Genomic DNA, 20746 nt, shown 5'->3' with positions numbered 1-20746 from the left:
TTTTATAAAATATGATATGATATAATGTACAAAGATTTTAGAAAGGGATGTGGAGACTACTAATTGTGAAAAAACTAATTGACATCATAAAAAAGAACTATCAGACTCGTATTGGATTCATAGTTTTACTATTATTAAGTTATTGGACAAAATCCCTTTGGGCCTATTTTGTTGATTTTCGTTTGGATTTATCTGGTTTATTGCAATATTTAATTGCTATTTTTAATCCAATTCCACTAGCATTACTTTTACTCGGACTAGCACTTTATATAAAAAATACTAAGCTATTTTATGGAATTGCCATAACCATCTATCTTGTTTTGTTCCTATGGCTTTTCTCAAATGTCGTCTATTATAGAGAATTTGCTGATTACATTTCAGTTTCTACAATGTTGGCAACTTCGAGTGTTTCCACTGGTCTTGGTGAGACAGCACTCGAGTTATTCAACTTATGGGATTTAGTCTATTTTGCGGATTTTATTATCATTGCAATAGTATTAAGAAAAAAACCATACAAACTAAACCCTAAACCTTTCTCAAAAAGAGCTAGTTTTGCAGTCTCTTCTTTAGCAATTTTATTATTTTCAGTAAACCTTTTTACTGCTGAGATTGATCGCCCAGAATTACTAACTCGTGGATTTTCAAATACGTATATCGTACGGGCTTTAGGTTTACCTGCATTCTTTACTTATAATGCACATCAGACTTACACTACGGAAAAGGATCGTTCTGATGCAACAGCAGAGGACCTTGTTCCTGTAGAAGAGTACATTCAAGAACATTACGCCTCACCCAATAGTGACTATTTTGGAATCGCAAAAGGACGGAATGTCATTTATCTACACTTAGAAAGTTTACAACAATTTGTAATTGATTATAAACTGAACGTTGATGGCGTTGAATATGAAGTAACACCATTTCTCAACTCTCTCTACCATTCACAGTCTACTTTGGCCTTTTCAAATTTCTTTAATCAAGTTAAAGCAGGAAAGACTTCTGATGCTGAAACTATGATTGAGACATCTCTTTTTGGTCTCAATCAAGGCTCATTCATGGTTCAATATGGAGGAAGCAATACACAGCAGGCTGCGCCTTATATCCTTTCTCAGAATGGAGGCTATACTTCCGCTGTTTTCCACGGTAACTCAGCCAGCTTCTGGAACCGAAATAATACCTATAAACAATGGGGCTACAATTACTTCTTTGACCAGTCCTATTTCTCTGAGGCGACTGCTGAAAACTCATTCCAGTATGGTTTGAATGATAAAATCATGTTCGCAGACTCGATTCAGTATCTCGAACATTTGCAACAACCTTTCTACGCAAAATTCATCACGGTGTCAAACCACTATCCCTACACTTCCAGTCTAATTGGCGATGAAGTTGGCTTCCCTTTGGCAGATACACCTGATGAAACTATCAACGGGTACTTTGCTACAGCTAACTATTTAGATGACTCAATCAAGGCATTCTTTGACTATTTGAAAGCTACTGGTTTGTATGAAAATTCAATCATTGTTCTATATGGCGACCACTATGGGATTTCAAATTCTCGCAACCCGGACTTAGCTCCATTAATCGGAAAAGATTCTCAAACTTGGTCAGATTTTGACAATGCAATGATGCAACGAGTTCCATATATGATTGTAGTACCTGGAATGACAAATGGTGGAATTATCGATACTTTTGGTGGTGAAATAGATGCCTTACCGACTCTCGAACACCTCTTAGGAATTGAAGCAAACAATTATCTTCAAGTTGGACAAGATATGCTCTCTAGCGAACACAGTCAAGTCGTTGCTCTCAGAACCGCAGGAAACTTTATCACACCAAAATATACCAGTTATGGCGGAAAAATATACTATACTGAAACTGGAGTTGAAATAACCAATCCAGATGAAGTTACTCAAAAAGAAATTGATGATATAAAAGCCTCTGCTGCGGCGCAATTATCTGCTAGTGACGCCATTCAGACTGGGGATCTTATCCGATTCTATGACAATGGTTTAACAGCCTTAGACGCAAGTCAATACAATTACATAGATTCACTCGCAACTTTATTAGCTTTAGAAAAAGAACTTGGAATCAAATCAACAAGCTTATATAGCAAAAACAATAATCAATCAACTGTTGACCTCTTTAAAGCTCCAAGTTATCTGGAATTACACAGTAGTTCATCATCCAGTGATGCCTCGAGCTCAAGCACTACTACTTCCACAAGTTCATCAACAAAGACTAGCTCTAGTGAATAATAAAAAAAGGACATTGACCAATCACACGTCAGTGTCCTTTTTTTACTTCTAGAATAATTTCTCATTACCTTGACAACCTCACGCATACTCATAAAATGAAAAGCAGTATAGCTTCAAACAGCATCACTCTCACAGACTAATAAAACCCTTATCAAGCATATCGCTATGTTGTGCCATATACTCTGAGAAGTTATACTAAGGCATTTTGATCAACCTCGTACCCATGCAGAGGATATGCCAATATTTGTTTTATATTTCAATAAAATGCTTGAAAACTCCACTAAGAACATTCAATCAGCATTGCGGTGACACTGAAAAATATTGAATTTTTAAAAGTACGGTCATTTGAATTAGCTTTGATGCATCCTCATTTTCAGCTTGCCCTACTCTACGAAAGTGACTTGACGAAAGTGACTTGTTTCGCAAGTCTTATTTCCAACCTAGAACAGCCTTTAGGCTGTTCTAGCTACCTGCACCTCCTCCATTATCTTCAAAATCAAAATGTACAAAAAAATGTAAAGAAAAAACTTGGAAGTTTTCCAAGCTTTTTTCAAATCCTATATGCTTATTTAGCAAGTTTTGCTTTAGCAGCATCTGCAAGAGCTGTGAAAGCTGCTGCATCGTTTACTGCTAAATCAGCAAGCATTTTACGGTTCACTTCAATTTCAGCCAATTTCAAACCGTGCATCAATTGTGAGTAAGACAAACCATTCATACGAGCAGCCGCATTGATACGAGTGATCCACAATTTACGGAAATCACGTTTTTTCTGACGGCGGTCACGGTATGCATAGTAGTAAGAGTTCATAACTTGTTCTTTCGCAGTGCGGAACAAGAGATGTTTAGCTCCATAGTAACCTTTAGCTAATTTTAAAATACGTTTACGGCGTTTACGAGAAACAACGCCACCTTTAACACGTGCCATTTAATTTTCCTCCAAATAATTTAAATTCTAGTAGTCGGCTTATTTCAAACCAGTAAGCATTGATTTTATACGCTTAAAGTCACCAGAATGTACCAAACCTGCTTTACGAAGGTGACGACGTTGTTTTTTAGTTTTACCGTGGAAACGGTGTGAAGTATAAGCGCGGAAGCGTTTCAATCCACCAGAACCTGTACGTTTAAAACGTTTAGCTGATGCGCGGTGAGTTTTTTGTTTTGGCATTTTAATTCTCCTTTTAGCGTAAAAAGCTTATTTTTTTTCTGAAGCTGGGGCCAATTGCATAAACATTTGACGACCGTCCATCTTAGCACGTTGTTCAATAATCGCAATATCTTGGGTTGCTTCGGCGAACTCAGCTAATACTTTCGCTCCAACTTCTTTGTGGGTAATCATACGACCCTTAAAACGGATCGAAACCTTGACTTTATTTCCTTTTTCAAGGAATTTACGGGCATTACGAAGTTTTGTCTCAAAATCCCCTTTATCAATTACTGGACTTAGACGTACTTCTTTTACAGTAACAACACTTTGTTTCTTGCGTTGGTCTTTCTGTTTTTTCTGATATTCAAACTTAAACTTACCGTAGTCCATGACTTTAGCTACTGGCGGTTTAGCTTGTGGTTGAATCAATACTAAATCCACATTTGAATTATCAGCAATGGCCTGAGCCTCATTGAGCGGTTTGATTCCCAACTGTTCACCCTCAAGACCGATAAGACGAACTTCACGCACTCGAATTTCATCATTGATGAACAAATCTTGCTTTGCTATGGCTTTTCACCTCATTTTATTTTTTTCGAGAAAAACAAAACGGACCTGCTAAACAAGTCCGCACTACACCATTATTCTTTCCGAAGAAATCTTAAATCGTAGAGCCAGACAACGTTAGTCGCAAGGCGAGAAGCTCTCACTTCTGCTTTTCTCAATATGACTATTTTATCATCTCTCCAACTACTTGTCAAGTATTTCTTTCGCTTTTTCTGAAATAAATTTCACAACACCTTCAATGGACACACCGGTCGTATCAAAAGTGATTGCATCATCCGCTGCTTTTAATGGCGAAATTGCTCGGTTTGAATCTTTAAAATCACGAGCTGCAATCTCCTCCTTTAAGGTTTCCAAATCAGTTTCGATGCCACGTTCCGTATTTTCCTTAAAACGACGCAAAGCCCGTTCCTCAACCGATGCAATGAGAAAGATTTTTAACTCCGCTTGAGGAAGTACGACAGTGCCAATATCACGACCATCCATGACGATACCACCAGCTTGTGCAATTTCCTGTTGTAAATGAACCAATTTTTCCCTTACCAAAGGAAGTGCCGCTACTGCAGAAACATTATTAGTCACTTGGTTATCGCGTATAGGTAACGTCACGTCACATTCACCAACAAATACAAGTTGCACTCCATTCTCATCCCTGCCAAATCGAATCGGATTGGATTCAAGCAACTCAACGATTTTCTCTTGATTTGACACCTCTATACCATTCTTCAACGCTAGAAATGTAGCTGAACGATACATGGCCCCAGTGTCTAAATAGGTATATCCTAATTGTTTTGCAATAATTTTAGCTACTGTTGATTTCCCGCTCGAAGCAGGACCATCAATAGCGATTTGAATTGATTTCATAACTCCTCTTATCTAATACGAACAATGTCACCAGGATTGGCCCACCATGTTCCACCAGGTCCGACCATTTTATCTGGATTTAAACGTTCTAGCTCTGAAATTGAAATACCAGCACGGGCCGCGATACTCCCAATTCCTTCCCCAGCTTCAACAGTAATGGTTGAACCATCTCCTGCTTCTGACGAAGTCGTCGTTTCAGTGCTAGAATCTGTAGTACTTTCAGATGTTGTACTTTCCTCACTCGTTGTTGAAGAAGAGGAAACGACACTACTAGCATTGCTTGCATTGTAAAATTCTTGTTTTGAATTAGTTGAACTACCACCTGTTGATAGGTAGATGGAAACCACTAAAACAACAAGCATTATGATAAAGAAAATAATAGCCAGTACTGTGAAAATTCGCGTACTCGCAACACTATTTTTTATTCGATCTTTGCGACTCGCAGATTGTGAGGTATAAACTTCTTCATTCCATGGTTCTTTTGACATGAGCCTAGTTTCTCCTTGTGTTTTTCGTACAATACGATTAAAATATCAATATGAATATAAAATTAATTCCGGAAAGATGCATTGCATGTGGTCTTTGCCAAACCTACTCAGAACTTTTTGATTACAATGATGACGGTATTGTCATCTTTTCTGATAGCGAAGCTTTAGAAAAAGAACACCCACTAACAGATAGCATCTTGAAAGCAGCAAAATCATGTCCCACTAAAGCGATTCGATTAGACTGAAGTTGCTTGCTTACTATAATATTCCTCAAAATAGTCCTGTTTGATTAGGTGATCAACTAATACTATCTCCCCTGAAAACTCTGGATGTATTGCTATATGATTCACAAAATAATTTTTTGGCCATTTACGCATATGATAGAGTTCTCCCTCAGGAGAGGTTATTGTATAAATACGAATCGCCAAATAGGACACTTCGATTCTACTGATATCCTTCATCAGTAATTTTTTTGTTTTAAAAGGATTAGCTGTGGAAATTCTTAAATGATATTCTTTTATTTCAAAATACCGTCTTGTTCCAAGAAGGCACATTAAAACAGAAAGGCTGACTAACACAAAAAATAAAGTGGACATTTTTAGCTTTTCTAATAGAAGCGACAAAGCGATAAATAGCGGGGTAAATGCCATTGTCCAGTATATGATTCCCAACGAAAATTCTGGTTGCCAGTGATAACGTATTTTCCCAAAAATTTTTATCATTGCTATCCTCCAACTATTATTCTAGCATAAAAAAAGAGATTTTCCTATGAAAATCTCTAACATTTGGTAATTTTTATTACATTTTCATTACAAATTTTAGCATAAATGTAACCAATTAGTAACATTTTTCCTTCTTAACTTCTTGAAGATTAACTGGTTTTACAACTCAGTGATATCACCAGTACGAAGATACACAACCCATTCACAAATGTTTTTCGCATAGTCACCAATACGTTCCAAATAAGTTAACACTTGGAAGTAATCTCTACCTGCAATAAGTGAATCTGGATTCTTTTTAATCTCTTCAGTTGTCAATTCTTGAATTTTAGAATAATATTCATTGATAATTTCGTCACTGGCCGCAATTTCGTAAGCAGTCTCAATATCACCAGAATTTAAATACAAATCGAGTGAGGACTCAACTAAACGACGGGCTTCTTTGCCCATATTCTTAATTTCTTCCTCGACTATAGGAATACGAACTTCACCTTTCATGCGAATGGCTGCTTTTGCAATTGAAACAGCATGATCGCCCATTCTTTCTAAATCACTGGTTGCTTTTAAGACTGTAATCACTCGACGTAGGTCAGTTGAAACGGGTTGTTGAAGCGCAATAATCTCAAGAGATTTTTTCTCTAGTTTTACTTCAAACTCATTAATTTTTTTGTCTGCTTCAATTACTTCCTTCGCTAATTCGCGATCATGAGTCGTGAATGCACGAACAGTATTGTTAATCTGTCCTAATACTTCATTACCCATAGCATAAAATTGATTGTGAAGCTTGCCTAGTTCTACTTCAAATTGTGCTCTTAGCATATGAATCTCTTTTCTATATCTTTTTAAACGCTCTGATTAGATGGTTTATCCAAATTTACCTGTGATATAATCTTCAGTCTCTTTGTGAATAGGGTTTAGGAACATTTCTTTGGTGTCATTGTATTCAATTAGGTCGCCATCTAAAAAGAAGCCTGTACGATCTGAAATACGTGAAGCTTGTTGCATAGAACGCGTCACTAAAATCATTGTATACCGTTCTTTCAATCCGTAGAGTGTATCTTCAATCTTACCTGCTGAAATAGGGTCTAGGGCTGAAGTCGGTTCATCTAACAAAATGATTTTGGGACTAGTTGCCAATACACGAGCAACACATACACGCTGCTGCTGACCACCTGAAAGACCTAATGCTGAATCATGGAGACGATCCTTTACCTCATCCCAAATGGATGCACCGATCAAAGACTTTTCAACAGCTTCGTCTAAAACATGCTTGTCTTTAATACCATTGATTCTAAGTCCATAGACAACGTTCTCATAAATAGACATTGGAAATGGGTTTGGTTGTTGGAAAACCATTCCAATTTCCTTGCGCAAATCTACAGTATCTGTACGTGGACTATAGATGTTTTTCCCATTATAATCAATCGCACCCGTCAGAGTCACTTCAGGATTTAAATCTCCCATACGGTTTACAGACCGCAAAAGTGTTGATTTTCCTGAACCAGAAGGACCAATCAAGGCTGTAATTTCATTTGGATAGAAGTCAATTGAAACACTATTTAAGGCCTTTTTCTTATTGTAGTAAACAGACAAATCTTTTACTTGTAAAATAGGGGATGTCATAGTTTTCCTTTCTATCCGAAATGACCTGAAACATAGTCGCTAGTAGATTTAAGTTTCGCATTTTGAAAGACATTTGCCGTCTTATCATACTCAATTAAATCGCCTAAATAGAAGAACGCTGTATAATCACTCGCACGTGCTGCTTGTTGCATGTTGTGTGTCACGATAATAATGGTATAATTCTTCTTCAACTCGAACATGGTTTCTTCCAATTGCATTGTCGCTATCGGATCAAGTGCTGACGCCGGTTCATCCATGAGCAAAATTTGAGGCTTCACTGAGATAGCTCGGGCAATACACAAACGTTGTTGTTGACCACCTGATAAGGTGAAGGCTGACTTATGCAAATCATCTTTTACCTGATCCCAAAGTGCAGCTTGTTTCAATGATGTCTCAACAATTTCATCCAAAACTTTTTTATCTTTTACACCTGCACGCTCATGCGCAAAAGTGATATTACGATAAATGGATTTTGCAAAAGGATTTGGACGTTGGAAAACCATTCCAATATGCTTACGAATCTCGTAGACATTCATGTTTGGTTTATTGATATCAATTCCCTCATAGAGGATTTGACCAGTTACTTTTGCAATATCAATCGTATCATTCATTCGATTCAAACTGCGAAGATAAGTTGATTTCCCACAACCCGATGGTCCAATCAAAGCTGTGATTTTATTTTTCTCGAACTGCATATCAATGCCCTTGATTGCTTCATTTTTACCATAGTAAACATGAACATCTTTTGTTGAAAGGGCTATTTTTTCCTCTGGAAATGTAATGATATGGCGTTCATTCCAGTTGTAATCTGCCATTTTTTCTCCTTATTATGCTAACTTCTACGCTGCAGAAGTCATTTTCGCATGAAGTTTTTTACCGATGTATCTTGCAGAGAGGTTAAAGAGTAAGATGAAAATCAAGAGAATTGCTGCAGATCCAGCAGAAACTTGAGTCGCATCAGGAATTGTACCCTCACTGTTTACCTTCCAAATATGTACCGCTAGGGTTTCTGATTGACGGAAGATTGAAATCGGACTTGTAACACTTAATGGATTCCAGTTAGACCAGTCAAGAGCTGGTGCAGACTGACCAGCTGTGTAAATTAGAGCAGCAGCTTCACCAAAAATACGACCAGATGCCAATACGATACCTGTAACGATACCTGGAAGGGCTTCTGGGATAACAACATGAAGTACAGTTTCCCAACGAGATAAGCCGAGTGCTAATCCTGCTTCACGTTGTGTATGATGCACATGGCGAAGGCTATCCTCTACATTACGTGTCATCTGTGGTAAATTAAAGACTGTTAATGCCAAAGCGCCTGATAAAATAGAGAAACCATATTCAAATTGTACAACAAAGATTAAGTAGCCAAACAAACCAACTACTACAGATGGCAGAGAAGACAAAATCTCAATACAAGTGCGAATAAAGTTTGTCAAAGGTCCTTTTTTTGCATATTCAGCTAAATAGATACCTGCTCCAGTTGATAGAGGCACAGAAATCAACAGCGTAATGATTAGGAGGAAAAATGAGTTATATAACTGAATTCCAACCCCTCCTCCAGCTTTATAGGAAGATGACTTGCTTGTCAAAAAATGCCAGTTGACATGTGGCAACCCTCTCACAAGAATAAAGAGGATAAGCGCTGTTAAGATAATAACAATCACTGTTGCGATTGAGTATAGAACTCCTGTCGCAAGTTTATCCATTTTCTTAGCGTGCATAGTTTTTCTTACCCTCTCTTGTAATAAATTTCATAATCATGTTAAAGACAAGGCTCATCAAGAGCAAGACAAGAGCCAATGACCAGAGCACGTTATTTTGGACGGTACCCATAACAGTGTTACCGATACCCATCGTTAAGACGGAGGTCAATGTCGCTGCTGGTGTAGTCAATGACGTAGGCATAACTGCTGAGTTACCAACTACCATTTGAATTGCAAGAGCCTCACCGAATGCACGAGCCATACCAAAAATAACAGCGGTAAAAATACCTGGCTTAGCTGCATTCAAGGTAACACGCCAAATTGTTTGCCAACGCGTCGCACCCATCGCAAGACTAGCTTCACGATAATGACGAGGTACAGCTCGCAAACTATCAACGGTCATAAATGTTACTGTCGGTAAAATCATAACAAAGAGAACACATACCCCTGATAAGATACCAAAACCAGTACCACCAAAAATAGAACGTACAAATGGTACAACAACTTGGAGTCCAATGAAACCATAGACTACTGATGGAATACCTACCAAAAGTTCTATAACAGGTTGTAAAACTTTTGCACCACGCTTTGGAGAAATTTCAGTCATAAAAACAGCTGCTCCAATCGCTATCGGAGTGGCGATAATGGCTGATAAAATGGTAACAATGAATGAACCAGCAATCATGGGTAAGGCACCAAAAGTTTTAGAGCTTGGTTCCCACTTATCACCAAATAAAAAATCTGTTATGTTTACACCATCTACAAAGAAAGTTGACAGCCCGCGTTGAGCTACAAAAATTAAAATCATAGCCACAATAAATACAATCAAACTAAGGCAAAGAAACGTCAATACCTGTCCAAACTTTTCCAAACGAGAGTTTTTGGAAGGCATCGATAATTCTTTTTCGAGTTGTTCGTTTTTCATCCCTACTCCTTCACTGATACCACACCATCAGCAGTTTTTTCTACTTTCATATCGTTGATTGAAATATAGCCCATGCTCACAACAATACCTTCTTGCACTTCATCCGAGTACATGTAATCAAGAAATTCCTTGGTTAAACCATCAGCTTCACCCTTCGTATACATGTGTTCGTAGGACCAAATCGGCCAATCATTTGTTGATACATTTTCAGTCGTTGGCTCAAAACCATTCAACTTTATTGTTTTGATAGAATCATCCAAATAGGCAAAAGCCAAGTATGAAATAGCTCCTGGTGTTTGAGCTACAATTGATTTGACCATCCCATTTGAATCTTGTTCTTGACTTTGAATAGCTTGTTCACCATTCATGATAATTGCATCAAAAGTTGCTCGAGACCCTGAACTAGCTGCACGGTTAATGATTGAAATTGGTAGAGCACTACCACCCAACTCTTTCCAGTTCGTAATTTCACCAGTGAAAATCTTACGAAGATTTTCCGTTGAAATGTCATCAACTGTTACTTGCTCATTAACAATAACTGCTAGACCTGCAACAGCAACTTGGTGATCTACGAGCTGACTAGCGTCAATTCCTTCTTTTTCCTCTGCGAAGACATCTGAGTTCCCAATCTGAACTGCACCAGATTGAACTTGCGAAAGACCAGTACCTGACCCCCCACCTTGGACGTTAATCGTTTTTCCTAGGTTTGTCGAACCAAACTCATCGGCTGCTGCTTCAACCAAGGGTTGCAGTGCTGTTGATCCAACTGCGGTAATGGATTCTCCACGATCAATCCAAGCAGAGCAGGCAGATAAAGCCATGCTAGAGATGAGAAATAAAGCTGCAATTCCTAGCTTATGCTTTGTTTTCATATCAAATATTCCTTTACGTTTTTCAGTGGAATTCCTAGTTTTTTACTTGATTTTTACATAGTATTTACAAGAAATTTCCACTTATCCACTATAACATATAACAAGACAAGTTGCAAAAATAATTTGCTTCTTCTGACTTAAAATCTTAGTCCTTTGGGGAAGCTATTTTTCAATACTCCAGAAACGATTTTTGAAAAGCCTAGCCCATTTCCAGCAACGGCAACTTGATACCAACCATTTGGTAATTCTTTAGGCACCTCAATCGTCTGACCTGCAGTATATTTTTGAAAATCTTCCGCTGAAATTTCAACTCGCTTCATCACTTCATCACTATGTAATGCAAGGCCGAGAGCAAAACTGGGTTCAAAGCGCTTCTTCTTAAACACACCCAGATGTAAACCATTACGTGCAATTTTAATTTTAGATAAATCAGGAAGCTCCTTGGGTAATAAATAGAGATTATCTCCAAACGCCTGTAAAACACCGTCAAATTGTATTGTCAGGTGTTCTTGTTTGAAAGACTGCCATAATTGTTGCTGTTCACGATTTAAATTTGACTTCCCAAATTTCCTTTTTTTCGTGGAACCTTCCCCTTTATATCGAAATTTCGCTACAAACTGTCCTTCTCCTTTAAAACGATGAGGATACATCCGAGCCGTCTCAGGATAGCCAATACCTTCAACCATACCATTTTGTTTCGGAATATCAATTAATTCTAAAGCATATTGCTCCAATAACCATCGAACAATATCTTCATTTTCTTCAGGCGACCACGTACAGGTAGAGTAAATGAGTTGTCCATTAGGTGCAAGCATTTCAAGAGCTGATTCCAAGATTTCCTTTTGCAACTGCGCACACTGAGCAAGATAGTTTTTAGACCAATACTGAATAGCATCCGGGTCTTTTCTAAACATTCCTTCGCCAGAACAAGGTGCATCCAAGACAATCATATCAAAATAATCTGAAAAAACACTTGCTAATCGCTGAGCTGACTCATTTGTGACAACCACATTCCTTGCTCCGAATCTCTCGATATTTTCGGCAAGAATTTTGGATCTTGTGGCTGAAATCTCATTACTAACTAAAATCCCTGTATTCTCTAAATATGAAAGTAAATGGGTGGTCTTTCCTCCAGGAGCTGCTGCTAAATCCAGTACCTTCATCCCTTTTTCAGGAGCAGCAACTTGCCCAACAATCTGTGCAGCGGGTTCTTGAGAATAAACCAAACCTGTCACATGTTCGATGGACTTTCCAGAAACCTTACCGTAGTAAGACCAAGGCATATTCGGTATTGCATCTGGGAATTCCTTCTGTTGTTCTTTTAAAGGATTTGTACGAAAGCCAGAAACTGCAGAAGATTCAAAACTCTCAAAAAATGCTTGGGCATCTGGGCCAAGCAAGTGCGTATATTTTTCAATAAATTCCTGTGGTAATTGTATCAATGGATAAACCTCTTAATCTCACTCAAACTAGCTTTTGGGACCAACATCACATGTTCTCGACCAGAAAATTGGGGAGCATCACCTTCTAAGCTCAATAACTGACAATCTAAACCTTCCCCTAAAATGCTCGCCGCCGCATAATCCCATGGATAAAGATTTGAAGCATAAGCTAATAAGCGTCCTTCTAAGACGTGAGAGAAACCAATTCCAGCACTACCAACAGAACGAGTCCCTAATGAATGATCGGCCAAGTCACCTAAGCCATACTGATTTGTAGCATATAAGGTTGCATTTAAACCAATCAAGCTTCTTTTCAAAGATGTAGCTGTGGGAATCTCAAGTTGTTGATGATTGAGATAAACTGGAAATTGCCCTCCACCATGAAATAATTTATCTTGCATCACATCATATATGATTGCGAATTGACCAACACCATCTTCAAAATATGCCAAAAGAATGGAAAAGTCATTCTTTTGAGCGATAAAATTCGTTGTCCCATCAATCGGATCCAGCACCCATACCTTTCCCTCTTTTATGGAACCAGTTTGTCCACCTTCTTCACCAAATACGCTATCCATTGGAAATTCCGAAAGAATCTTTTGGCTCAATTGGTCTTGTACCTGTTTATCTAAGTGCGTGACTAAATCTTGAGGATTGGTTTTTTCATCTATAATAAGAGGGTCATATAAATGATCACGTAAGAACTCGCCCGCTTCAAGAATAATCTGCTTAGCAAAATGATATTTAGTTTCCAAATCGGATCATTCCTTTCTGTTTTTCTTGGGCAGCCTTTACAACTCGATAGCTCGAGTAACCTGACGCTTCTTCGAAATATCGATCAATTTGTCTTTCTTGCCCTTTGCTTCTTACAACTTCTTTAAACTTTTTATACTGTTCAAGAACGAGTCTTGCTTCTACACCCTTTTCATATGCTTCTTCCACTCTATTCAAAAAAGAAAGCACTGAGGAAATTTCCTCTGTGCTCCACGAAAAATCAAGCGGATATGAGTATTGTTTATCCATGTCTCTATCCTATTTCTGCTCGTAATGTTGCATTCTTTAATTCTTGCTTGCGATAGTTTCGCGGTAGAAATGCCCGAATTTCATCCTCATTAAACCCTATCTGCATCCGTTTTTCATCAAGGATAATCGGACGCCGAAGTAAACTCGGATATAGCTCGATTAACTCAATGAGCTGTCTCACGGACAGTTCATCCAGGTCAATATCTAACTTTTGAAACACTTTTGATCGTGTTGAAATCAAATCATCTGTCCCATTTTCAGTTAGAGACAAAATTTGTTGTAGCTCATCAGCAGTTAAGGGACTAGTCATAATGTTATGCTCATTAAAAGGCACCTCGTGGCTAGTCAGCCATGCTCTAGCTTTACGACAACTCGTACAACTTGGTGACAAAAATAAGGTTATCATGCCCGTACATTCCCTTCTATGCAAGCTTTTCTAATATATTATATCTTATTTTGTTATTTTTTTCAATAGGGAACCAAAGGGATTATATTAATTTTTCATAAAATTTAATGACTGTTAACACAAATGTATTAGCAAGTTCTTTGAAATCTATTGGTTTACTTACTTGTCCAATGCAAGGCGTAGTTTTCATCGGACTTCATCTGCTCCATGAGACTCTCAATTCCATCAAATTTGACCATATCTCGAATTTTTTCAAGCCAAAAAATAGTTATTTTTTCACCATAAATAAAGCGGTCAAACCCAAAAATATGGGCTTCTATCCGCATCTCAGTTCCATCAAAGGTCACATTTTTTCCAACGCTTGTCATAGCTCGATAGCGTTTTCCATCTACTTCGACTTCAGCGACGTAGACTCCCTCAGATGGTAAATAGACACGGTCAAAAGGAGCTAGATTTGCTGTTGGATAGCCGATGGTGCGCCCTCTGGCATCTCCATGAACCACAATTCCCTCCGTCATAAATGGATAACCTAAAAGTTGATTAGCTAAAGTGACATCCCCTGACTGGATAGCCTGACGAATGCGAGTTGAAGAAACTTTCTCTCCACCCAAACTCACTTCACTTACAATTTCTACCTGACCATCAAATAGCTCTGTCAAATCTTTGACATCTGCTCTGCAATTTCCAAAATGATAATCAAATCCAGCAACCAAGACCTGAGCATTTAACCCTTTTACATACCGCTCAATAAATTCTTCTGGAGTATTACTGGCAAATTCGCTAGTAAATGGCGTCATGACCAGTTGATCCACACCATATTTCTCCAATAAGAGATAGCGCTGTCCCTCACTTGTTAAATGTAGCAATAATTCTGGTGTAAAACGAGAAAAGGCCAACCGAGGCGATTCTGGAAAGGTCAAAACAGTAACCGTCAGCCCTCGTTCATCTGCCACCTTTCGTGCACGTTCAAAAAGGGCTTTATGCCCCAGGTGAATTCCGTCAAAATAGCCAAGTACCAAAACAGTTGGTTCTTCTTTTTGCAATTCGTTAAAATCTTTAATTGTTCTTATATTCATGTCTTTTATTTTATCACAGTTATTGAGAAATTTCTTAGACCAAAACCTTGCTCGGTTTGTACAGCTGGTCGCGTTTTTCAAAAATAGCAATCAACTGACCATTATGAAAGCCTGCTAAGCGCTCTGCTTCTGCATTCAATTCTACAAATCGACCAAATGTAGCATCTTGCACCTGCTCTTCTTTCAATTCTACAACAGGTAAATCCCCGATACCACGTTCAATAGGTTGGAGAAATGAAAAATCATTTTCAGCTACCATCGAAGAAATTTCTTCCAAAGTCAAGGCGTCCGCTAGGTCCATTCCAGCTGAACCAGTTCGTTTCAGCTTAGACATGTGGCTGGCGTAGCCTAACTTAGCACCTAAGTCAACAGAAAGAGTACGGACATAGGTGCCCTTTCCACAACGAACTCGGAAGGTAAAACGTGCACAGTCATCTGCCAACTCAATTTGGCTGGTACGTTCAAAACTATATATGTAAATTTGGCGTTGGGGACGTTCGACTTCTTCACCTGCCCGTGCGTATTCGTAGAGTTTGCGGCCATTGACCTTGACAGCTGAGTACATAGGCGGAATCTGGGTAATCCTTCCGACAAAACTGGCCATAGCCTCATCCACTGCCTGCTCTGCTATGTCCAAAACAGGCGTCCGCTCAATAAGGTCGCCCGACGCATCTTCGGTCGTGGTCGAGTAGCCGAGGGTAATCTCCCCCTCGTAAATCTTGCCCTCTTCCTGCATATACTCAATCATACGCGTGGCCTTGCCGACTGCGATGGGCAGAACGCCTGTCACATCTGGGTCTAAGGTCCCCCCGTGACCAATCTTCTTCTCCTGCAAAATCTTGCGGAGCTTTAAAACAACATCGTGCGAGGTCATACCTGCTTCTTTATTAACGTTAATAATTCCTGAAATCATGTTCTCATTATAACACAAAAGACCGCTCTAGTGGGCGGTCCGCTATCAATCACTCATCGTAGAAACGATAACTACCAAAGGTTGTACCTATCAAATTCTCAAGTTCCTTGTGAATATGTCGCATGGTTTCAGAAGGTACTGCATCACGCGGAACTGCTTCATCAATCCCTTCCTCAGCCTCTTCATCATAGCCATACGAAAATACCAATGGGGCATCATGATACCCTTTATCACCTAATCTTAGTGTAGGCCACTCCAACAGCTTCATTTCTTTCAAAAATTCTCTAAATTTTTTTGCCTTGCTGATACGAATAGGGATATGATCCAGTTCATTTTCAACTTTTCCTTCTTTATCAACATGCTGTATCAAATAATAGTAATCCTGCAAGCTAACTGCCACTTCTACGCTTCTTCCCTCAATATAGTCAGCTCTGAAAATGATTAAGTCCAAATTCTCATAAATACGCTCAAATTGTTTCATAAAATTTCCTTTCACAATTATATACAAGATTTTCTAAATTTCTCGATGAAAATCGCTATCAATCTCAAAAAATGGTTGAATATCCTGGACATACTCCAAAACGCCTTGAAACTCTCCTTGGTCATCACGCACTGCCTTATAGACCACATAGACAAACTTGCCCATGCTCTCGGACTTGAACCACATGGTGACCTCGTCTTTTTGCCCTGTGCGGAGCAGTTCAAAAATCTTCTTGACCTTGTCTACGATTTTAGGTGGATGGCAGAGTTCCACACGGCGTCCAATCTGGCTTGGCGTTCGTTTGAAAATCATGTCTTCAACAGGGTGGCTGTCATTATAGTATTGGAAAATGTCGTCCTTGTTGACAAAGGTGAGTTCCAGCGGTAAATGGTTGAGAATGAGATTGGCCTGCTCGACAGACAAGTAACCATTGCCAAAGGTCTGCGGGCTGGTCCTATCCTGAACAGTTTCCGATTTCTCCTTGGGTGTGAAGGTAATGGTGAAGTGGCCTTCTGGTGTATCGATAATCTGCTGGTTTGACCCTGCTGGCTGCGGAGAAACTCTGTCTGCTGCCTGCTCTGCTATTTCCCCAAAAGTCTCCCGATGGGGCACCCACTTGGCTGTCGGCTTGACAATGGCGTAGCCGTAGGCGTCGCTGTCCGCTGCCACTTGGAGCCAGTCGTCCTGAGTGAAAATCTCCAGCAGAATCATGAGGAGAATGGCCTCTTCCTTGAAAATCATCTCTTCAAATTCCTTGGCAAAGGCTTCAAAATGGGCCTTTGTTGCCACTAGGTCGCCGCTTTCGAGAGTTTTTCGAGCCGTCTTGAAGAGGTCGCGAATCTCGTCGTCCACACCCCACATGACCTTAGGCGGTGAATCATGACCGTACCGCTCCATAATCGGAAAGAAGACCTTTTCTTTGCGCGTGTAGTGGTTTTCAAACTGCCCCAAGAGGTCAAACTGTCGTGTCAAACCTTGCAGAAGCTGGTCTTTCAGCTCCGCATCCTCTGTCTGCCCATACTGGTCGATGATACGGCGAATACGTAAAATTGCCGCCCGCAGTGCCAGGTTTTCCTGCTTAAAGACATAGACAGGGTGCCCCTCCTGGTCCATATCCGCCACTTCCACATCCGCAATGGCTCCTTTGAAGAGGTTAGCGTGGATATTGCAAAGGCTCATGACATCTTCAAAAGTGATCCCCGTGTCGCTGGACATAAGTTCATGCTCCATCATGGATATTTCCAGGGCAGAAACTCCCTTGAAATGCTGATTAAACTGGTCTTGAACAGACTCCGGACTGGCACCATTGTGCAGTTCTAAGAGAATATTCTTCAAAATATCAATCCGTTGGTCTTTCATACTTCTCCTCCTATCACCTCATAGCCGTTACATTCCAAGACCTGTTGAATACGGTCTAGTGGAATTTTGGTCATCTTGGCGCCTGTCTTCAGACTGGTTACCTTACCAACTGTGTTCAGCATGGCTGGATTAGCCAAGGGCTTGAAACCAAGCTCCACCAAAATATCCTTGACTTCTGGGTGCTGGTTGATAATCTCTGCCACAGGCAGATTTAGGTCGATGGTGTTCATGAAAAGTACCTCTTTAGAAATTGCTTGATGGCTTGAGCCAATTCCGCTGGTTTATGAACATTTAATTCATGTCCTCCGCCCTTTATGATAACCAGCTCAGCCTGTGGTATTAATTTGTTCAGTTCATGTGCAGGTTTCAGATTGGGTTTGTCCGTTGAGCCACAGATTAGCAAGGTGGGCCGACTGAGTTGACTAATTTCTTTCCTTAAATCAAGCTGACGCATACTTTTCTGCAACGCTAATAACTGTGCCTTATCTAGCCCCTGCTTACGATAAAAGGGCTTGGGAAGCAAAGACATAATCGCGATTTGAAGACCAAACAACCAATTCCCCTCTAAGCGATACTGGGCACCAGAAACAATCAACCCTCGACACTGGGGCAAATGATTGGCTAAAGCCAAAGCTAGAACACCGCCTAGCGACAATCCAAAGAGTACAAAAGATTCGCTTTCCTGCTGCAATCTGTTCCGTAATTGACTGCAAAGGTGTTCAAAATTCTTTGCCTTGGGCAATTCCAACACATCAACCTCAAAATCGGTCAAATAGTTTTTCAAGTCATCGTAACTGGCCACAGTCTGTCCTAGACCATGTAAAATAATGAGTTTCATCTGATTTTCTCCCGTATTTGCCTCATCTGCTCTTCCACAAATCGTTTTGCTAACTGCCTATCAATTACTGCCTCTAATCGTTCTCCATTGTAAACTGCTAAAGTATCTTCTAGCAGAGTTTGGTACATAGGATGACAAACTGTAAGTTCCCACACCCCACCTTCTCTTTTGGATAGAATGGTATTTTCATCAAAATAGGCAAGCGTTCGACAAAGATTTAGTACCGCGTCAACAGGTTGTTCCAAGACTTTATTCTCGTAATCTTGAACGTCAAACCAAATACTGTTCAAGTAATCTTCTCGCCTTGGTTCTTCAAACAGTTGTTGTATATCTGGACCCCATAAATTAATTCCTCTATGCCAGATAACCATAATATGTGCAGTTAAATCTTCGTCCCTTCCCTGCATATTATCACAATATTTTTCTATATTATCATGGATAGCCTGAATATGCATATTTGAAAAATGTAGTTCATATGGGACAGGATAATCACATGGTTTAAGACAACTTTTCAATACAATACTCATCTCCAACCCTTTAGGAGGAGTTTGGGGCAACAAAGTATAAAGAGATTGAATTATTCTTATTTTTTCTATCTGTGTTAAGGAATGTTCAACAACTACTAGAAAATCTACATCACTATTCTCCCAGATAAAGCTACCTGTTGCAAGAGAACCATGCAGATAGATACCAAGTAAATTCTCTCCTAATTCATTTTGGAATATGATACAAATTTCATTCAGTAATTCTTGAATATCATTACTCTTCATCATCCCTCAACGCCTCAAACTTGGCTTTCATGGTTGGGTTATTGCGGGTTAGTTTTTTGACGGAGACGTCATCTAGTTTATTATTGGCTAGGCGAAGCTGGTTTTCGCTGGTGGTCAGGGCTGCCTTGACAGCTTCCATTCGCTTGATTGCCTTGTCGATTTCATCAATAGCTTTTTGGAAATTGTTGCTGGCCGATTGATAGTTTTTTGCAAAAGCATTCTTGAATATTTCCAAATCTTCTTCAAAATGAGTAATATCGATATTCTGCTCCTTAACCAAGGCTAACTCCTGCTGGTATTGCAGACTATTAAGCGCAGCATTTCGTAAAATTCCGATTAATTGGATAAAGAACTGTGGTCGAATAACATACATCTTATCATATTCATGACTAACATCCACAATCCCTGTATTGTAATAGTCATTGTCCGCCTCTAACATGCTAACTAATACGGCATATTCGCATTTTTTCTCCCTACGGTCCTTATCCAACTCCTTAAAGAAATCAGCGTTTTTATGCTTGGTCTTGGTCGTATCCGCCTCATTTTTCATTTCGAACATGATGGAAATGAATTCCAAACCCGACTCGTCAAAATCACGGAAGATGAAATCTCCTTTTGAACCGGAAACTGATACTTCGTTGTCCTTCGCAAATTTGGCACGAGGAAAAGCATAGGAACGAACCTTGTTAAACTCCGCCTCAGCAAATTGCTCCAAGCTCTCTCCAATTGCCTTTGTAGACTGCTGGGCCTTGAAATTTTTGTAAAATTCCACCTGCTCATCCGCGGCCTTAAGCCGTACTTCGTACTCCTGACGAATAGTCGCCATGGCTAACTCTTGCTTTTGTTCCTGCAAAACCAAAGCATTTTGCGCCGCATCCCGCTCCTTCTCCATCTGAGCTACCGCCTGCTGCAACTCCAAATCCTTGGCAAGACGGATTTGCCCCAATTGAGCCTTAAGTTCTTGGATTTCTTGGTCTTTTTTAGAAATGGCAGAGCTGAGTTTGAGTTCCGTCTGACTAGCAAATGTATCAAGTTTTGCGGTCAGTTCCAGAATCTCCTTATCCTTATCACTCAATCTAGCCTGCAAATCATTTTCAGCCCGCTGAGCCAATAGTTCTGTCTCACGCGCCAATCGTTCATGGATTTCTTTATCAAATTCCGCACCACGCACCTGAGCTAAGAGTTGACTGTATTCTGTTTCATTGACCTGAAAGGCCGTCCCACAATGAGGGCAGGTAATATTATGAGTCATCTTTTTCTCCTCTAATCAGTAATCTT

General features: G+C 39.6%; 26 protein-coding genes and 1 other annotated feature. Of the genes, 2 read left to right on the top strand and 24 right to left on the bottom strand.

The features are described from left to right. Positions 1–65 precede the first annotated feature (65 nt). Positions 66–2252, top strand: a complete 2187-nt coding sequence (locus ACPC57_RS01075; protein ID WP_434066113.1) for an LTA synthase family protein — start codon at positions 66–68, stop codon at positions 2250–2252. 565 nt (positions 2253–2817) lie between these two features. Here the strand turns inward: ACPC57_RS01075 and rplT are convergent. The 5 genes from rplT to ACPC57_RS01050 all read right to left on the bottom strand — a co-directional run bounded on the left by rplT (position 2818) and on the right by ACPC57_RS01050 (position 5312). Further along, on the bottom strand, positions 2818–3177 hold the full coding sequence (rplT, locus tag ACPC57_RS01070; RefSeq protein ID WP_012028296.1) for a 50S ribosomal protein L20: 360 nt from the start codon (positions 3175–3177) through the stop codon (positions 2818–2820). Between the two features lie 39 nt (positions 3178–3216). Continuing rightward, positions 3217–3417, bottom strand: coding sequence for a 50S ribosomal protein L35 (rpmI, locus tag ACPC57_RS01065; protein ID WP_171988655.1), 201 nt, complete (start codon positions 3415–3417; stop codon positions 3217–3219). Between the two features lie 27 nt (positions 3418–3444). Beyond that, the gene (gene infC / locus ACPC57_RS01060; protein WP_216658258.1) at positions 3445–3951 is read right to left on the bottom strand and encodes a translation initiation factor IF-3; all 507 of its coding nucleotides are present in this window, start codon (positions 3949–3951) and stop codon (positions 3445–3447) included. Between the two features lie 40 nt (positions 3952–3991). Continuing rightward, positions 3992–4120: a sequence feature (ribosomal protein L20 leader region), on the bottom strand. A 26-nt stretch (positions 4121–4146) separates the two neighbouring features. Continuing rightward, the gene (gene cmk / locus ACPC57_RS01055; RefSeq protein WP_217374964.1) at positions 4147–4824 is read right to left on the bottom strand and encodes a (d)CMP kinase; all 678 of its coding nucleotides are present in this window, start codon (positions 4822–4824) and stop codon (positions 4147–4149) included. Between the two features lie 8 nt (positions 4825–4832). Continuing rightward, positions 4833–5312 (bottom strand): SAG1386/EF1546 family surface-associated protein, encoded by a 480-nt coding sequence (locus tag ACPC57_RS01050; RefSeq protein WP_434066112.1) that lies wholly within the window; start codon positions 5310–5312, stop codon positions 4833–4835. A gap of 50 nt (positions 5313–5362) precedes the next feature. Here ACPC57_RS01050 and ACPC57_RS01045 point away from each other — a divergent pair, with 50 nt between their 5' ends. After that, entirely contained in the window at positions 5363–5557 is a 195-nt protein-coding gene (locus ACPC57_RS01045; RefSeq protein ID WP_130555644.1) for a ferredoxin, read from the top strand. Here ACPC57_RS01045 and ACPC57_RS01040 read toward each other — a convergent pair. From ACPC57_RS01040 to ACPC57_RS00950, 19 genes are all read right to left on the bottom strand, one after another. Then, on the bottom strand, positions 5549–6034 hold the full coding sequence (locus ACPC57_RS01040; RefSeq protein ID WP_217374962.1) for an EbsA family protein: 486 nt from the start codon (positions 6032–6034) through the stop codon (positions 5549–5551). The genes ACPC57_RS01045 and ACPC57_RS01040 overlap by 9 nt on opposite strands. 159 nt (positions 6035–6193) lie before the next feature. Further along, positions 6194–6850: a phosphate signaling complex protein PhoU gene (phoU, locus tag ACPC57_RS01035; protein WP_217374961.1), complete on the bottom strand. Its 657-nt coding sequence runs from the start codon at positions 6848–6850 to the stop codon at positions 6194–6196. A 45-nt stretch (positions 6851–6895) separates the two neighbouring features. Further along, complete coding sequence (gene pstB / locus ACPC57_RS01030) at positions 6896–7654, bottom strand: phosphate ABC transporter ATP-binding protein PstB (RefSeq protein WP_024392733.1); 759 nt, start codon at positions 7652–7654, stop codon at positions 6896–6898. A gap of 11 nt (positions 7655–7665) precedes the next feature. Further along, positions 7666–8469 carry a phosphate ABC transporter ATP-binding protein PstB gene (pstB, locus tag ACPC57_RS01025; protein ID WP_172040285.1) on the bottom strand — a complete coding sequence of 268 codons (804 nt, stop codon included), beginning with the start codon at positions 8467–8469 and terminating at the stop codon, positions 7666–7668. 24 nt (positions 8470–8493) lie between these two features. Next, the gene (gene pstA, locus ACPC57_RS01020; RefSeq protein ID WP_217374960.1) at positions 8494–9381 is read right to left on the bottom strand and encodes a phosphate ABC transporter permease PstA; all 888 of its coding nucleotides are present in this window, start codon (positions 9379–9381) and stop codon (positions 8494–8496) included. Next, positions 9371–10288, bottom strand: a complete 918-nt coding sequence (pstC, locus tag ACPC57_RS01015; protein WP_217374959.1) for a phosphate ABC transporter permease subunit PstC — start codon at positions 10286–10288, stop codon at positions 9371–9373. The genes pstA and pstC overlap by 11 nt, the downstream gene beginning before the upstream one ends. 2 nt (positions 10289–10290) lie before the next feature. Next, on the bottom strand, positions 10291–11160 hold the full coding sequence (locus ACPC57_RS01010) for a phosphate ABC transporter substrate-binding protein PstS family protein (protein ID WP_217374958.1): 870 nt from the start codon (positions 11158–11160) through the stop codon (positions 10291–10293). Positions 11161–11297: 137 nt separating this feature from the next. Then, on the bottom strand, positions 11298–12599 hold the full coding sequence (locus ACPC57_RS01005; protein ID WP_217375153.1) for an RsmF rRNA methyltransferase first C-terminal domain-containing protein: 1302 nt from the start codon (positions 12597–12599) through the stop codon (positions 11298–11300). Further along, on the bottom strand, positions 12599–13357 hold the full coding sequence (locus ACPC57_RS01000) for an inositol monophosphatase family protein (protein ID WP_217374957.1): 759 nt from the start codon (positions 13355–13357) through the stop codon (positions 12599–12601). Before ACPC57_RS01000 ends, ACPC57_RS01005 begins: the two co-directional genes overlap by 1 nt. Further along, a complete protein-coding gene (locus ACPC57_RS00995; protein WP_434065549.1) occupies positions 13347–13625 on the bottom strand; it encodes a UPF0223 family protein in 279 nt (92 codons plus the stop codon). Before ACPC57_RS00995 ends, ACPC57_RS01000 begins: the two co-directional genes overlap by 11 nt. Before the next feature lie 4 nt (positions 13626–13629). Next, positions 13630–14031 (bottom strand): Spx/MgsR family RNA polymerase-binding regulatory protein, encoded by a 402-nt coding sequence (locus ACPC57_RS00990; protein WP_171988644.1) that lies wholly within the window; start codon positions 14029–14031, stop codon positions 13630–13632. Positions 14032–14186: 155 nt separating this feature from the next. Then, on the bottom strand, positions 14187–15107 hold the full coding sequence (locus ACPC57_RS00985; RefSeq protein WP_217374956.1) for a bifunctional riboflavin kinase/FAD synthetase: 921 nt from the start codon (positions 15105–15107) through the stop codon (positions 14187–14189). Between the two features lie 34 nt (positions 15108–15141). Next, positions 15142–16020, bottom strand: a complete 879-nt coding sequence (gene truB / locus ACPC57_RS00980; RefSeq protein ID WP_434066111.1) for a tRNA pseudouridine(55) synthase TruB — start codon at positions 16018–16020, stop codon at positions 15142–15144. A gap of 49 nt (positions 16021–16069) precedes the next feature. Beyond that, positions 16070–16501 (bottom strand): hypothetical protein, encoded by a 432-nt coding sequence (locus tag ACPC57_RS00975; RefSeq protein WP_434066110.1) that lies wholly within the window; start codon positions 16499–16501, stop codon positions 16070–16072. Between the two features lie 33 nt (positions 16502–16534). Further along, a complete protein-coding gene (locus ACPC57_RS00970) occupies positions 16535–17860 on the bottom strand; it encodes a DUF438 domain-containing protein (protein WP_274504777.1) in 1326 nt (441 codons plus the stop codon). Then, entirely contained in the window at positions 17857–18090 is a 234-nt protein-coding gene (locus ACPC57_RS00965; protein ID WP_434066109.1) for a DUF1858 domain-containing protein, read from the bottom strand. Before ACPC57_RS00965 ends, ACPC57_RS00970 begins: the two co-directional genes overlap by 4 nt. After that, positions 18087–18698 carry an alpha/beta fold hydrolase gene (locus ACPC57_RS00960; protein ID WP_434066108.1) on the bottom strand — a complete coding sequence of 204 codons (612 nt, stop codon included), beginning with the start codon at positions 18696–18698 and terminating at the stop codon, positions 18087–18089. Before ACPC57_RS00960 ends, ACPC57_RS00965 begins: the two co-directional genes overlap by 4 nt. Then, a complete protein-coding gene (locus ACPC57_RS00955) occupies positions 18695–19471 on the bottom strand; it encodes a nucleotidyltransferase domain-containing protein (RefSeq protein ID WP_172040280.1) in 777 nt (258 codons plus the stop codon). The genes ACPC57_RS00960 and ACPC57_RS00955 overlap by 4 nt, the downstream gene beginning before the upstream one ends. Continuing rightward, positions 19458–20720 (bottom strand): DUF2130 domain-containing protein, encoded by a 1263-nt coding sequence (locus ACPC57_RS00950; protein ID WP_434066107.1) that lies wholly within the window; start codon positions 20718–20720, stop codon positions 19458–19460. The genes ACPC57_RS00955 and ACPC57_RS00950 overlap by 14 nt, the downstream gene beginning before the upstream one ends. Positions 20721–20746 lie beyond the last annotated feature (26 nt).

It is taken from the genome of Streptococcus sp. VTCC 12886 (assembly GCF_049893425.1).
Taxonomy (GTDB): domain Bacteria; phylum Bacillota; class Bacilli; order Lactobacillales; family Streptococcaceae; genus Streptococcus; species Streptococcus suis_AA.
Note: the sequence above shows the minus strand (reverse complement) of the source record. Positions and strands in the feature narration are given on the sequence as shown.

Coding starts and splice junctions, on each gene's coding strand:
- rplT (WP_012028296.1), bottom strand. CDS start 3,177: ATGGCACGTGTTAAAGGTGGCGTTGTTTCTCGTAAACGCCGTAAACGT.
- rpmI (WP_171988655.1), bottom strand. CDS start 3,417: ATGCCAAAACAAAAAACTCACCGCGCATCAGCTAAACGTTTTAAACGT.
- cmk (WP_217374964.1), bottom strand. CDS start 4,824: ATGAAATCAATTCAAATCGCTATTGATGGTCCTGCTTCGAGCGGGAAA.
- ACPC57_RS01050 (WP_434066112.1), bottom strand. CDS start 5,312: ATGTCAAAAGAACCATGGAATGAAGAAGTTTATACCTCACAATCTGCG.
- ACPC57_RS01045 (WP_130555644.1), top strand. CDS start 5,363: ATGAATATAAAATTAATTCCGGAAAGATGCATTGCATGTGGTCTTTGC.
- ACPC57_RS01040 (WP_217374962.1), bottom strand. CDS start 6,034: ATGATAAAAATTTTTGGGAAAATACGTTATCACTGGCAACCAGAATTT.
- phoU (WP_217374961.1), bottom strand. CDS start 6,850: ATGCTAAGAGCACAATTTGAAGTAGAACTAGGCAAGCTTCACAATCAA.
- pstB (WP_024392733.1), bottom strand. CDS start 7,654: ATGACATCCCCTATTTTACAAGTAAAAGATTTGTCTGTTTACTACAAT.
- pstB (WP_172040285.1), bottom strand. CDS start 8,469: ATGGCAGATTACAACTGGAATGAACGCCATATCATTACATTTCCAGAG.
- pstA (WP_217374960.1), bottom strand. CDS start 9,381: ATGCACGCTAAGAAAATGGATAAACTTGCGACAGGAGTTCTATACTCA.
- pstC (WP_217374959.1), bottom strand. CDS start 10,288: ATGAAAAACGAACAACTCGAAAAAGAATTATCGATGCCTTCCAAAAAC.
- ACPC57_RS01010 (WP_217374958.1), bottom strand. CDS start 11,160: ATGAAAACAAAGCATAAGCTAGGAATTGCAGCTTTATTTCTCATCTCT.
- ACPC57_RS00995 (WP_434065549.1), bottom strand. CDS start 13,625: ATGGATAAACAATACTCATATCCGCTTGATTTTTCGTGGAGCACAGAG.
- ACPC57_RS00990 (WP_171988644.1), bottom strand. CDS start 14,031: ATGATAACCTTATTTTTGTCACCAAGTTGTACGAGTTGTCGTAAAGCT.
- ACPC57_RS00985 (WP_217374956.1), bottom strand. CDS start 15,107: ATGAATATAAGAACAATTAAAGATTTTAACGAATTGCAAAAAGAAGAA.
- truB (WP_434066111.1), bottom strand. CDS start 16,020: ATGATTTCAGGAATTATTAACGTTAATAAAGAAGCAGGTATGACCTCG.
- ACPC57_RS00975 (WP_434066110.1), bottom strand. CDS start 16,501: ATGAAACAATTTGAGCGTATTTATGAGAATTTGGACTTAATCATTTTC.
- ACPC57_RS00970 (WP_274504777.1), bottom strand. CDS start 17,860: ATGAAAGACCAACGGATTGATATTTTGAAGAATATTCTCTTAGAACTG.
- ACPC57_RS00965 (WP_434066109.1), bottom strand. CDS start 18,090: ATGAACACCATCGACCTAAATCTGCCTGTGGCAGAGATTATCAACCAG.
- ACPC57_RS00960 (WP_434066108.1), bottom strand. CDS start 18,698: ATGAAACTCATTATTTTACATGGTCTAGGACAGACTGTGGCCAGTTAC.
- ACPC57_RS00955 (WP_172040280.1), bottom strand. CDS start 19,471: ATGATGAAGAGTAATGATATTCAAGAATTACTGAATGAAATTTGTATC.
- ACPC57_RS00950 (WP_434066107.1), bottom strand. CDS start 20,720: ATGACTCATAATATTACCTGCCCTCATTGTGGGACGGCCTTTCAGGTC.